Origin of the sequence: Pseudomonas sp. 67(2021), from assembly GCF_017491835.1 — a bacterium.
Classification (GTDB): Bacteria; Pseudomonadota; Gammaproteobacteria; order Pseudomonadales; family Pseudomonadaceae; genus Aquipseudomonas; species Aquipseudomonas atacamensis.
The window spans coordinates 17,748-31,131 of the sequence record NZ_JAFGYL010000018.1 but is presented as its reverse complement, the minus strand read 5'-3'; the positions used below and the strand labels follow the sequence as shown (position 1 = coordinate 31,131).

Here is a 13,384-nt window from a genome sequence, read left to right as displayed (position 1 = left end):
GCTAAAATCCCGACGCGCCGCTTAGCCGGCGCGTTTTTTTTTGAATCCGGTTCACCCTTTGCGAGGGTAGCCACCTGGAGAAATACCCATGACACAACCGATTGTCGTGGCGGCACTGTACAAGTTCGTCACCCTCGAAGATTACGTTGACCTGCGCGAGCCTCTGCTGCAAGCGATGGTCGACAACGGCATCAAAGGCACTCTGCTGATCGCCGAAGAAGGCATCAACGGCACGGTTTCCGGCAGCCGCGAAGGCATCGACGGCCTGCTCGCCTGGCTCAAGAATGATCCACGCATGGTCGACATCGACCACAAGGAATCGTACTGCGACGAGCAGCCGTTCTATCGCACCAAGGTCAAGCTGAAGAAAGAGATCGTCACCCTCGGCGTTGAAGGCGTTGACCCGAACAAGAAGGTCGGCACCTACGTCGAACCGCAGGACTGGAACGCGCTGATCAGCGACCCGCAAGTGCTGCTGATCGACACGCGCAACGATTACGAAGTGTCGATCGGCACCTTCGAAGGCGCCATCGATCCGAAAACCACCAGTTTTCGCGAGTTTCCCGACTACATCAAAGAACACTTCGACCCGGCCGTGCACAAGAAGGTCGCGATGTTCTGCACCGGCGGCATCCGCTGCGAGAAAGCCTCGAGCTACATGCTCGGCGAAGGTTTCGAAGAGGTTTACCACCTCAAGGGCGGCATCCTGAAGTACCTCGAAGAGGTGCCGCAGGAAGAAACCAAGTGGCGCGGCGACTGCTTCGTCTTCGACAACCGCGTCACTGTGCGTCACGACCTGACGGAAGGCGACTACGATCAATGTCATGCCTGCCGCACGCCGGTCAGCGTTGAAGATCGCGCCTCCGAGCACTACGTCGCCGGCATCAGTTGCCCGCACTGCTGGGACAAGCTCAGCGAGAAAACCCGGCGCAGCGCCATCGATCGGCAAAAGCAGATCGAACTGGCCAAGGCACGCAATCAGCCGCACCCGATCGGCTACAACTATAAGCAAGCATCTTCCGAGGCTTAATCATGTCTGCGCGCCTGCTCTATGTGATGGATCCGATGTGTTCATGGTGCTGGGGGTTTGCTCCGGTGGCCAAGGCACTGGTCGAGCAGGCGCAGGCAGCCGGGGTCGAGCTGCATCTGGTGGTCGGCGGTCTGCGCACCGGCAGCGGTTCGGCGCTGGAGCCGACCACGCGTCGCTACATCCTTGAGCACTGGCAAGCGGTCACCGAGGCCACCGGCCAGCCGTTCAAGTTCGATGGCGCGCTACCCGACGGTTTCGTCTACGACACTGAGCCCGCCTGTCGCGCGATTGTCACCGCGCGCAGTCTGGCGCCGGATTGCGCGTGGACACTGGTCGGGATGATCCAGCAGGCGTTCTACGCCGAAGGTCGCGATGTCACTCAGGCCAGCGTGCTGGTCGAACTGGCAGAGCAGGCCGGTGTGCCGCGGATCGAATTCGCGGCGTTGTTCGATCATGCCGATCAGCACAAGGCCACCCAGGCCGATTTCACCTGGGTCCAGGATCTGGGCATCGCCGGTTTTCCGACCCTGCTGGCCGAGCGCAACGGGCAACTGGCGCTGCTGACCAACGGCTATCAACCGCTCAGCGAGCTGTCGCCGTTGCTCGGCCGCTGGCTGGAGCGCGCGGCCTGTGTCTGACCGCGCCGATGACACGCCAGCCGTAGAGCGTGTCGACCGGCTGAGCTGGGCTGAAGTCCGGCGTCTGGCACTGCATCACAAGAAATCCCTGTGGATCGCCAACGGCGTGGCCGTGCTGGCGACGCTGTGCAGCGTGCCGATTCCCTTGCTGCTGCCATTGCTGGTCGACGAAGTCCTGCTCGGCCACGGCGATGCCGCGCTGAAAGTCATGAACCATTTTCTGCCGAGCATGTGGCAGCAGGCGGCGGGTTATATCGGCCTGATGCTGGTGGTGACCCTGACCTTGCGTTGCAGCGCCCTGTGTTTTGGCGTGTTGCAGTCGCGGCTGTTCGCGCGCCTGGCCAAGGACATCGTCTACCGCATTCGCGTGCGCCTGATCGAGCGGCTCAAGCGCATTTCCCTCGGCGAATACGAAAGCCTCGGCAGCGGCACGGTGACCACGCATTTGGTCACCGATCTGGATACCCTCGACAAATTCGTCGGCGAAACCCTCAGCCGCTTCCTCGTCGCCATGCTGACCCTGGTCGGCACCGCCAGCATTCTGATGTGGATGCACTGGAAGCTGGCGCTGCTGATCCTGCTGTTCAACCCGTTGGTGATCTACGCCACGGTGCAGTTGGGCAAGCGCGTCAAACACCTGAAAAAACTCGAGAACGACAGCACCTCGCGCTTCACTCAGGCGCTGAGCGAAACCCTCGATGCGATTCAGGAAGTGCGCGCCGGCAACCGTCAGGGCTATTTCCTCGGGCGCCTCGGTTTGCGCGCGCAGGAGGTGCGCAACTACGCAGTCAACTCGCAGTGGAAAACCGACGCCTCGAACCGCGCCAGTGGTTTGTTGTTCCAGTTCGGCATCGACATCTTCCGCGCGGCGGCGATGCTCACCGTGCTGTTTTCCGACCTGTCGATCGGGCAGATGCTCGCGGTGTTCAGCTACCTGTGGTTCATGATCGGCCCGGTCGAACAGCTGCTCAATCTGCAATACGCCTATTACGCGGCGGGCGGTGCGCTGACGCGGATCAATGAACTGCTGGCGCGTGCCGACGAGCCGCAGTATCCCGGCGGCGTCGATCCGTTCAAGGGGCGCGACACCGTCGGCATCGAGGTGCAAGGCCTGAGCTTCGGTTACGGCGACGAGCTGGTGCTGGATCAGATGAACCTGTCGATCCTGCCCGGCGAAAAAGTCGCGATCGTCGGCGCCAGCGGCGGCGGCAAAAGCACCTTGGTGCAATTGCTGCTGGGCCTGTACACGCCAGCGGCCGGGACCATCCGCTTCGGCGGATCGACCCAGCAGGAGATCGGTCTGGAGACGGTGCGCGAGAACGTCGCGGTGGTGCTGCAGCATCCGGCGCTGTTCAACGACAGCGTGCGCGCCAACCTGACCATGGGCCGCATGCGCAGTGACGAAGCCTGCTGGCAGGCGCTGGAAATCGCGCAGATGGCCGCGACCATCCGTGCGCTGCCCGCTGGTCTCGACAGCATCGTCGGGCGTTCCGGCGTGCGTTTGTCCGGCGGTCAGCGCCAGCGTCTGGCGATTGCGCGGATGATTCTCGCCGAGCCGAAAGTGGTGATTCTCGACGAAGCCACCTCGGCCCTCGATGCCGCCACCGAGTACAACCTGCACCAGGCGATGGCGAAATTTCTCCATGGCCGCACCACGCTGATCATTGCCCATCGCCTGTCGGCGGTGAAACAGGCGGACCGCGTGCTGGTGTTCGACGGCGGGCAGATCGCCGAGGACGGCGACCATCGCCAACTGATCGCCGACGGCGGTCTGTACGCCAAGCTCTACGGCAACTTGCAACAGCACTGATCGAAACCCTCGCCGACCTGTCAGAGGTTCTGCGCGCGGTGTAACGCCGCGCCTTGCCTTGAACGAGAACCCCACCTAGTCTCGTCATAGCGAATTCGCCCGGAAGGCGAGCGGGCAGTGCTCATGCAAGGACTCTCATGAAGCAAAAGCAGACTCTGGGAACACCACGGTTGTTGGGTATCGTCTGGCCCTTTATTGCTGTTGTGGTGTTCCAGGCATTACTGGGTGGCGTGAGCCTTTACGTGCTTTCGGCCGTGCGTGGCTACGTCGCTGGCGAAAGCCTGTGGTCCAAGGGCCAGAAAGACGCCATCTATTATCTCAACCTCTACGCCGACAGTCGTGACGAGGCGATCTATCGCAAATACCTGACGGCGATCGCCGTGCCGCAGGGCGGGCACCAATTGCGCCTGGCGCTGGATCGTCAGCCGCCGGATCTGCAAGCGGCGCGCGAAGGCATTCTCAAGGGCGGTAATCATCCAGACGATGTCTCCAGCGTCATCTGGCTGTACCTCAATTTCCGCCACTACAGTTATCTGGAAACCGCGATCGATCGCTGGACGATTGGCGATGCCTATCTCGACCGACTGCACGAAGTCGCGCAGGAGATGCACCAAGGCATTGCGCAGAACCAGGCCAGCCCCGGCGATGTGCAGCGCTGGAAGTTACAGATCTTCGCCATCAACGATGCAGTCACCCCAGCGGCCAGGGCTTTCAGCGATGCCTTGGGCGAAGGCTCGCGGGTGATCATGCGCCTGCTGCTGTTCACCAACCTGGCCACCGCGCTGGGTCTGATCGCGCTGGCGCTGTGGCGCACGCACAAGCTGCTCAAGCAGCGCCATGAGTTTGCCCAGGCGCTGCAACTGGAAAAGGATCGCGCGCATATCACGCTGCAGTCGATTGGTGATGGCGTGATCACCACCGACGTCAACGGCGCGATCGATTACATGAACCCCGCCGCCGAGGCCATGACGCACTGGAAGGCCGAGCAGGCGGCGGGGCTGCCGTTGTCGGCGCTGTTCAACCTGCTCGACGATAACGCCCAGACCGAAGGCCTGACGTTGATCGAGCACATTCTCAGCGGCCAGCTCAGCGGCGGCAGCGAACATTCCAAGCTGATCCAGCGTCTGGACGGCAGCACCCTGTCGGTGACACTGGTCGGCGCGCCGATCCGCAATGCCGGGAATGTCAGCGGCACGGTGCTGGTGCTGCACGACATGACTCAGGAGCGGCAATACATCGCCAATCTGTCCTGGCAGGCGACTCACGATGCGCTGACCGGGCTGGCCAACCGCCGCGAATTCGAATATCGCCTCGAGCAGGCCTTGCACAAACTGACGCGCCAGCCCGGGCGGCACGCGCTGATGTTCCTCGATCTGGACCAGTTCAAACTGGTCAACGACACCTGCGGGCACGCGGCGGGCGATGAGTTGCTGCGGCACATCTGCACGCTGCTGCAATCAGACTTGCGCGAGGGCGATACCCTGGCGCGACTGGGCGGCGATGAATTCGGGATTTTGCTCGAGAACTGCCCGCCGGACATCGCCGAGAAGATTGCCGAAAGCCTGCGCCAGACCGTGCAGAACCTGCATTTTGTCTGGAAGGGGCGGCCGTTCCTGACCACCGTCAGTATCGGTCTGGTGCATATCGCGCAGAATCCCACCAGCCTTGAGGCCTCGTTGCGTGCGGCGGACATGGCTTGCTACATGGCCAAGGAAAAGGGCCGCAACCGCGTGCAGGTCTACCATGCCGATGATTCCGAACTCTCCATGCGCTTCGGTGAAATGGCTTGGGTGCAACGGCTGCACATGGCGCTGGAAGAAAACCGCTTTTGCCTTTACGCCCAACAGATCGCGCCGCTCAAGCCGCAACCCGGCCAGGCCGGGCACATCGAAATACTCCTGCGTTTGCATGATGAATCCGGGCGGATGATTTTGCCTGACAGCTTTATTCCGGCAGCGGAGCGATATGGTTTGATGACCCAGTTAGATCGCTGGGTAGTTGAAAATGTTTTCAAGGTTATTGCCCAGTGTATTGAACAGGAACATGAACTTCCTTTGGCGATGTGTGCGATTAATCTGTCAGGCATTACTATAGGAGATGACGCGTTTTTGCACTTCCTGCGGGAACAGTTTGTTAACTACGCTATACCGCCTGAAATGATTTGTTTTGAAATTACTGAAACCAGTGCAATCGCCAATCTTGGCAGTGCAATTCGTTTTATCAATGAACTCAAAGGCTTAGGTTGTCACTTTTCTCTGGATGATTTTTGTGCCGGAATGTCTTCATTCGCTTACTTGAAACATTTGCCTGTAGACTTCCTGAAGATCGACGGGAGTTTCGTCAAGGATATGCTGGACGACCCGATTAATCGGGCAATGGTCGAAGTGATCAATCACATCGGCCATGTTATGGGTAAGCAGACAATTGCCGAGTTTGTTGAAACTAACCAGATCGAACAGGCATTGCTTGAAATAGGTGTGGATTACGCTCAGGGGTATGTCATCGAGCGCCCGCAGTTATTTACCTGTGACAGTTTGCAAAGTCGCCCTGCCAGACCGCAGCCGTTGTTGTTCAAAGCGCCTGGCACGTTCCGTTGAAGTCTCTCGCCGATCCTTGCCATCACAACTCAAAAGGAGCCGAACAGTGATCGACACATTCAACCGAACCGGACCCCTCATGGAAGCTGCAAGTTATCCTGCCTGGGCGCAACAGCTCATCAAGGATTGCAGCGAGAGCAAGCGCCGGGTTGTCGAACATGAACTTTATCAGCGCATGCGCGACAACAGACTCAGCGCGAAAACCATGCGCCAGTACCTCATCGGTGGCTGGCCGGTGGTCGAGCAGTTTGCCTTGTACATGGCGCAGAACCTCACCAAGACCCGCTTCGCCCGCCACCCCGGCGAGGACATGGCGCGGCGCTGGCTGATGCGCAACATTCGCGTCGAACTCAACCATGCCGACTACTGGATGCACTGGAGCCGCGCCCATGGCGTCAGCCTCGAAGATCTCCAGGCCCAGCAAGTGCCGCCGGAGCTGCACGCTCTGAGTCACTGGTGCTGGCACACCAGCTCGGCGGATTCGCTGATCGTGGCGATTGCCGCGACCAACTATGCGATCGAGGGGGCGACCGGGGAGTGGTCAGCGGTGGTCTGCTCGACCGGGGTCTACGCCGCGGCGTTCCCGGAAGAAGATCGCAAACGCGCGATGAAGTGGTTGAAGATGCATGCCCAGTACGACGATGCCCATCCGTGGGAAGCGCTGGAAATCATCTGCACCCTGGCCGGCATGAACCCGAGCAAGGCCTTGCAGGCGGAATTGCGACAGGCGATCTGCAAGAGTTATGACTACATGTACCTGTTTCTGGAGCGGTGCATGCAGTTGGAGACTTCGGAGCGCTTGCTGGTCAACCGCGAGCGCCGGACCGTAACCGAAAGCTGATCGAACTGTGGGAGCGAGCCTGCTCGCGAAAGCGGTGGGTCATGCAACGAATCGTTGTCTGACCCTCCCTCTTCGCGAGCAGGCTCGCTCCCACAATTGTTTTTCAGCCGGCCATCGCCAGCCGGTTCCGCCCCTCGCGCTTTGCGACATATAACGCACTGTCGGCCCGGCGCAGCAAGCTGTCCGCCGACTCGCCCGGCAGTAACGTCGAGCATCCCAGGCTCACGGTGATCTCGATCAACTGGCCATCGGCAAAGTATTCCTCCGACTGCGTCGCCTGGCGCAAACGCTCGCCGACCATCGCCGCCGCCTCGCGACCGGTGTTGGACAGCAGGATCAGAAACTCTTCGCCGCCATAACGGAACACCATGTCGACGTTGCGCAGTTGCGCCTTGATCGACGCGGCAATGGCTCTGAGCACTTCATCGCCGGCACCATGACCGTGGTCATCGTTAACCCGTTTGAAGTGGTCGATGTCGAGCATCAGTACCGACAGCGGTTGCGCATGACGGCGCGACATGTCGATCTCACGCTGCAAGGTCTGCTCCATGGCCACCCGATTACCGGCACCGGTCAACGGGTCGCGCAAGGCACTTTGCGTCGCGGCGCGATAGAGCAGGGCGTTGCGCATCGGGTACAGCAGGCAGGACAGCAGCGACTCGAGGTCGCCCTGTTCCTTGTCGTTGAAGCGCTGATTACGGCGGAAGACCAACTCGCCCATGTGCTCGCCTTCGTGGCTGAGGGTGTAGCTGAGCGAGTGGTGGCCGCGCGCGCCGAACTCCAGGCGCAAGTCGCTGGCCTGATGCACATAGCTCAGGGCGTCCAGTGGCACCAGGCGTTGGATTTCGCGGAAGAACAGGCCAAGGATGCGCTGAGGCTCCAGGCTGGTTTGCAGTTGCAGGCTCATTTGCTGACGCAGTTGCGCCAGGCTGGTCGGGCGCTCGATCAGCGCCGGTAGTTGACCGAAGCCCAGGCGCTGCAATTTGGCACTGTCAAAGTCAATTGCATGGGTCTGGGAAGGAGATTTCATATGGCGTGAGCCCCTAAGCAGTAAGTCTGTCTTACAGGCTGGGTGAGAGCGGCTATGGGCTGCGCGTCGTACTGATCCATCAGTCCCGTAGGACGTTTGGCGTAAGTTTAGTCTGCCGCAAGACGATCAGTCAGCTATCGAAATCGGCGTCTGCCCCATGGCCATCACACGGCATGTTTTGAGGGAATTTAGAGCGAAACCCGTGCCATTCGGTTCGATTTAAATTAAAGCTTTTCGAATCAATGACTTGCTGACAGATGCCGGGCCGCCGCGCTGGGTTATTGGCGGCTTTGTGATGGTTATGAGCGGCAATGGCTTGCCGCGACAGCATTCTGCCGCGGCAACAAATGCGACGTATGGCGTTATTGGGCGTTGAAAGCCTGGCCATTGACGCCCGCGCTGTCCGGGCCCATCAGGTACAGATACACCGGCATGATCTCTTCCGGTGTCGGGTTGTTCAGCGGATTTTCCCCCGGATAAGCCTGCGCGCGCATGCTGGTGCGCGTACCGCCCGGGTTGATGCTGTTGGAGCGTACCGGCGCAACGCCTTCCACTTCATCGGCCAGGGTTTGCATCAGGCCCTCGGTGGCAAATTTCGACACACCGTAAGCGCCCCAATACGCGCGCGCCTTGCGCCCGACGCTGCTCGAGGTGAACACCACCGAAGCATCCTGGGACAGCTTGAGCAACGGCAGCAGGGTGCTGGTCAGCATGAACATCGCGTTGACGTTGACCTGCATGACGCGCATGAAGTTTTCGCCGGAGAGTTGCTCGATCGGCGTGCGCGGGCCGATGATCGAAGCGTTGTGCAGCAGGCCATCGAGGTGGCCGAACTCGGTTTCGATCATCGCCGCCAGCTCATCATATTGATGGGGCAGGGCGGTCTCGAGGTTGAACGGGATAACCGCCGGTTGCGGGTGGCCGGCAGCCTCGATTTCGTCGTAGACCTCGGTCAGATTGGCTTCGGTCTTGCCCAGCAGCAACACGGTGGCACCGTGGGCGGCATAGGTTTTCGCCGCAGCCGCGCCGATGCCGCGCCCGGCACCGGTGACCAGAATGACCCGATCCTTGAGCAATTCAGGGCGAGCGGTGTAATCAAACATAAAAACCTCACAATCCATTTCATGAAGACCTGCTTCGCGCCTGTGGCGAGGGGATTTATCCCCGTTCGGCGGCGAAGCCGTCGCAAAACCTGTGTGTCACATCGCCTGGATAAAAGCGGGGGCCGCTTCGCAACCCAGCGGGGATAAATCCCCTCGCCACACAGGGAGCTTGCAACAGTCAGGTCAGCAGCTGCACAGCGCGCTGTCGAGCACCTTGCGCAATTCCAGCGGATGGTCCACCACCACGTCTGCGCCCCAGTGCCGCGGGTTGTCGTCCGGGTGGATGTAGCCGTAAGTCACCGCAGCGGTCTTGGTGCCGGCATCGCGGCCCGATTCGATATCGCGCAGATCATCGCCGATAAAGAGGACCGTCGACGGATCCAGATCAAGCATCTTGCAGGCGAGGATCAGCGGCTCCGGATCCGGCTTGCTGTTCTTCACATGATCCGGGCAGATCAGCAGCGCCGAACGCTCGGCCAGCCCCAGGCGCTGCATGATCGGCTCGGCGAAGCGCACCGGTTTGTTGGTGACCACGCCCCAGATCAGGTTGGCTTTCTCGATATCGGCGAGCAGTTCGCCCATGCCGTCGAACAGTTTGCTATGCACTGCGCATCCGACCAGATAGCGCTCGAGAAACTCCAGACGCAGCTCCTCAAAGCCCGGCGATTCCGGATCCATCGAAAATGTCACCGCAACCATGGCCTTGGCCCCGCCGGAAATCTCGTCGCGGATGTGCTTGTCGTTGATCGGCGGCAGACCGCGATCGGCGCGCATCGCCTGACAGATGGCGATGAAGTCCGGCGCGGTGTCGAGCAGGGTGCCGTCCATGTCGAAAAGTACCGCTCTGATGGCCATCGGCTTATTCCTCGCGCAGGGTCTGGATCATGTAATTGACGTCAACGTCGTTGGCCAGCTTGTAGTGCTTGGTCAGCGGGTTGTAGGTCAGGCCGATGATGTCCTTGACGGTCAGGCCAGCCATGCGGCTCCACGCGCCGAGCTCGGATGGGCGGATGAATTTCTTGAAGTCGTGGGTGCCGCGCGGCAGCAGCTTCATGATGTATTCGGCGCCGATGATCGCGAACAGATACGCCTTCGGGTTGCGGTTGATGGTCGAGAAGAATACCTGGCCGCCCGGCTTGACCATGCGGAAGCAGGCACGGATTACCGAGGATGGATCCGGCACGTGCTCGAGCATTTCCAGGCAGGTGACCACGTCGAACTGCTCGGGCATTTCCTCGGCGAGGGCTTCGGCGGTGATCTGCCGGTACTCGACGCTGACCCCGGATTCCAGCTGATGCAGTTGTGCGACCGCCAGCGGCGCTTCGCCCATGTCGATGCCCATCACCGTGGCGCCACGCTGAGCCATGGCTTCGCTGAGGATGCCGCCGCCGCAACCGACGTCGAGGACTTTCTTGCCGGCCAGATTGACTCGCTCGTCGATCCAGTTGACCCGCAGCGGGTTGATGTCGTGCAGCGGCTTGAATTCGCTTTCGCGGTCCCACCAGCGATGGGCCAGGGCCTCGAATTTGGCGATTTCGGCGTGGTCGACGTTGCTCATGTTCAATTCCTCGAAAAACCTGAAAAGGGCTGTAGCCGCGGATATTGCGCCGCGGTGTTTACGATTCGGTGTGGCCGCTGATGCGCCGGCCCCATTGGCGGGCGGTCGCGCCCAGCTGTTGTTCGTCCATGCGGGTCAGGCGCCGGTCGTCGAGCAGTTGCTTGCCGGCAACCCACAGGTGTTTCACGCAATCACGCCCGGTGGCATAAATCAGCTGCGACACTGGGTCATACACTGGTTGCTGCGCCAGACCGGACAGGTCGAAAGCGACGATGTCTGCGGCTTTGCCGATCTCCAGCGAGCCGACCTGCGCCTCGATCCCCAGTGCACGCGCACCATTGAGGGTGGCCATGCGCAAGGCGCGATGGGCGTCCAGCGCCGTGGCAGAACCGGCCACGGCTTTGGCCAGCAGGGCGGCGGTGCGGGTTTCGCCGAGCAGGTCGAGATCATTGTTGCTCGCCGCGCCATCGGTACCGACAGCGACGTTCACCCCAGCCTGCCACAAACGTTCGACCGGGCAGAAGCCGCTGGCCAGTTTCAGATTGGATTCCGGGCAGTGGATCACGCTGCTGTTGCTTTCTACCAGCAGCGCGAGGTCGTCATCGCTGATCTGGGTCATGTGCACCGCCTGGAAGCGCGGGCCGAGCAGGCCAAGGCGGCCCAGGCGCGCCAGTGGCCGTTCGCCGGTTTGCTCGACGGCCTGCTGCACTTCGAATGCGGTTTCATGCACATGCATGTGGATCGAGGCGTCCAGCTCTTCGGCGATGACCCTGATTTTTTCCAGGTTCTCATCACCGACGGTGTAGGGTGCATGCGGGCCGAAGGTGATCTTGATGCGCTCGTGATGCTTGAGATCGCCGAACAATTCGACGCCCTGACGAATGGCTTCGTCGGCACTGCTGGCGCCGGGGATCGGGAAATCGAGGATCGGAATGGCGATCTGCGCACGGATGCCGCTGTTGTGTACGCGCTCGCTGGCGACTTTCGGGAAAAAGTACATGTCAGAGAAGCAGGTGATGCCGCCCTTGATCTGCTCGGCGATGGCCAGATCGGTGCCGTCGCGGACGAAATCCTCATCGACCCATTTGCCTTCGGCCGGCCAGATGTGGTTTTCCAGCCAGGTCATCAGCGGCAGATCGTCAGCCAGGCCACGGAACAGCGTCATCGCCGCGTGGCCGTGGGCATTGATCAGTCCCGGCGCCAACAGAACATCCGGCAGTTCACGGATTTCTGTCGCGTTACACTTCAACGCTTCGGCGCGCGGGCCGATAAATACGATGCAACCGTCACGGATGCCCAGGCCGTGCTCCTTGAGCACCACGCCTGCGGGTTCGACGGGGACCAGCCAGGTCGGCAGCAATAACAGGTCGAGCGCAATGGCAGGTTTCGGCATCGAGGGTCGGTTCCAGTGCTTTTGTAAAGGATGGCGAAGTATACCCGAGCGTCTTCGCGGGGGGATCGCTATAATCGGCGGCTTTTGTTCATGAGTGCGGGGTGTGGGATGCGCGATCGACTGTTGGCTGCGGAGAAAGTAAAGGCCATCGATTGGCGTGATGGCGCGCTGCACCTGCTGGATCAGCGTATTTTGCCGTTCGAGGAAACCTGGATCGCCTACACCAGCGCCGCCGGCGTGGCCGAGGCGATTCGCTCGATGGTCGTGCGGGGCGCGCCGGCCATCGGCATCAGCGCGGCCTATGGCATCGTCCTTGCGGCGCGGGCGCGGATTGCCGAGGGCGGCGACTGGTACGCGGCGCTGGAAGAGGATTTCGCCCTGTTGGCCGATTCGCGTCCGACCGCGGTCAATCTGTTCTGGGCGCTGGGGCGCATGCACGATCGCCTGGATCGCCTGAAAAGCAACGCCGATCCGCTGGCGGCGCTGGAAGCCGAAGCTATCGCCATTCATGAAAGCGATCGCGAGGCCAACCTGACCATGGCGCAGCTTGGCGTCGATCTGATTCGCAAACATCAAGGCAACGCTCAGGCGATTCTCACGCACTGCAACACCGGCGCGCTGGCCACCGGTGGGTTCGGAACTGCGCTGGGGGTGATCCGCGCTGCTTATATAGAAGGCATGGTCGAGCGTGTTTACGCCGACGAAACCCGGCCGTGGCTGCAAGGCTCGCGCCTGACCGCGTGGGAACTGGCCAACGAAGGCATCCCGGTGACCCTGAACGCCGACTCCGCCGCCGCGCACATCATGAAAACCAAAGGCGTGACCTGGGTGATCGTCGGCGCCGACCGCATCACCGCCAATGGCGACGTGGCGAACAAGATCGGCACCTATCAACTGGCGGTCAACGCCATGCACCACGGCGTGCGCTTCATGGTGGTGGCGCCGAGTTCGACCATCGACATGAACCTCGCCAGCGGCGATGACATCCCGATCGAAGAGCGTGATGGCGCGGAGTTGCTGGAAGTCGGCGGTAAACGCGTCGGTGCCAATGTTGAAGCGTTCAACCCGGTGTTTGATGTCACCCCGGCGGATCTGATTGATGCGATCGTCACCGAAAAAGGCATCGTCGAACGCCCGGATACCGCGAAAATGGCCCAGCTGATGTGTCGCAAGCGCCTGCATTGAAGGTCTTTAGCGTGTGAGCGGGCCCCATCGCTGGCAAGCCAGCTCCCACAGGTTTTGTGCCCGGCATTGAACCTGTGGGAGCTGGCTTGCCAGCTATGAGGGTCTGAATGTCAATAAACAACTGTAAATCTGCCCCAGATTTCACATTCAAAGAAGCTCAGAGCTTCTGTCGTCCCCCTCAAGCCTGTCATCGGTCAAC

11 protein-coding genes are annotated in these 13,384 nt (G+C 60.9%); 6 read left to right on the top strand and 5 right to left on the bottom strand.

Annotation, left to right across the window (positions count from 1 at the left end; all coding sequences use genetic code 11):
• Positions 1–88 precede the first annotated feature (88 nt).
• From J5M66_RS20425 to J5M66_RS20405, 5 genes are all read left to right on the top strand, one after another.
• Positions 89–1,030 carry a rhodanese-related sulfurtransferase gene (locus J5M66_RS20425; protein WP_160767726.1) on the top strand — a complete coding sequence of 314 codons (942 nt, stop codon included), beginning with the start codon at positions 89–91 and terminating at the stop codon, positions 1,028–1,030.
• A 35-nt stretch (positions 1,031–1,065) separates the two neighbouring features.
• The gene (locus J5M66_RS20420) at positions 1,066–1,668 is read left to right on the top strand and encodes a DsbA family protein (protein ID WP_177433361.1); all 603 of its coding nucleotides are present in this window, start codon (positions 1,066–1,068) and stop codon (positions 1,666–1,668) included.
• On the top strand, positions 1,661–3,478 hold the full coding sequence (locus tag J5M66_RS20415; protein ID WP_076563770.1) for an ABC transporter ATP-binding protein: 1,818 nt from the start codon (positions 1,661–1,663) through the stop codon (positions 3,476–3,478). The genes J5M66_RS20420 and J5M66_RS20415 overlap by 8 nt, the downstream gene beginning before the upstream one ends.
• Positions 3,479–3,615: 137 nt before the next feature.
• Positions 3,616–6,075: an EAL domain-containing protein gene (locus tag J5M66_RS20410; protein WP_024013879.1), complete on the top strand. Its 2,460-nt coding sequence runs from the start codon at positions 3,616–3,618 to the stop codon at positions 6,073–6,075.
• Positions 6,076–6,121: 46 nt separating this feature from the next.
• On the top strand, positions 6,122–6,916 hold the full coding sequence (locus tag J5M66_RS20405) for an iron-containing redox enzyme family protein (RefSeq protein WP_024013878.1): 795 nt from the start codon (positions 6,122–6,124) through the stop codon (positions 6,914–6,916).
• A gap of 103 nt (positions 6,917–7,019) precedes the next feature.
• Here the strand turns inward: J5M66_RS20405 and J5M66_RS20400 are convergent, their stop codons facing one another.
• The 5 genes from J5M66_RS20400 to J5M66_RS20380 all read right to left on the bottom strand — a co-directional run bounded on the left by J5M66_RS20400 (position 7,020) and on the right by J5M66_RS20380 (position 12,000).
• Positions 7,020–7,946 carry a GGDEF domain-containing protein gene (locus tag J5M66_RS20400; RefSeq protein WP_123443575.1) on the bottom strand — a complete coding sequence of 309 codons (927 nt, stop codon included), beginning with the start codon at positions 7,944–7,946 and terminating at the stop codon, positions 7,020–7,022.
• Positions 7,947–8,308: 362 nt separating this feature from the next.
• Entirely contained in the window at positions 8,309–9,049 is a 741-nt protein-coding gene (locus J5M66_RS20395; RefSeq protein ID WP_110601613.1) for a YciK family oxidoreductase, read from the bottom strand.
• Positions 9,050–9,232: 183 nt separating this feature from the next.
• On the bottom strand, positions 9,233–9,904 hold the full coding sequence (gene mupP / locus J5M66_RS20390) for an N-acetylmuramic acid 6-phosphate phosphatase MupP (RefSeq protein ID WP_016770929.1): 672 nt from the start codon (positions 9,902–9,904) through the stop codon (positions 9,233–9,235).
• Positions 9,905–9,908: 4 nt separating this feature from the next.
• Positions 9,909–10,607, bottom strand: coding sequence for a bifunctional 2-polyprenyl-6-hydroxyphenol methylase/3-demethylubiquinol 3-O-methyltransferase UbiG (gene ubiG, locus J5M66_RS20385; RefSeq protein ID WP_007908399.1), 699 nt, complete (start codon positions 10,605–10,607; stop codon positions 9,909–9,911).
• A gap of 58 nt (positions 10,608–10,665) precedes the next feature.
• Entirely contained in the window at positions 10,666–12,000 is a 1,335-nt protein-coding gene (locus tag J5M66_RS20380; protein WP_123443572.1) for a TRZ/ATZ family hydrolase, read from the bottom strand.
• A gap of 108 nt (positions 12,001–12,108) precedes the next feature.
• Between J5M66_RS20380 and mtnA the strand changes: the two genes are divergently transcribed.
• Positions 12,109–13,185, top strand: coding sequence for an S-methyl-5-thioribose-1-phosphate isomerase (mtnA, locus tag J5M66_RS20375; protein WP_207807780.1), 1,077 nt, complete (start codon positions 12,109–12,111; stop codon positions 13,183–13,185).
• The last annotated feature ends 199 nt before the right edge of the window (positions 13,186–13,384 follow it).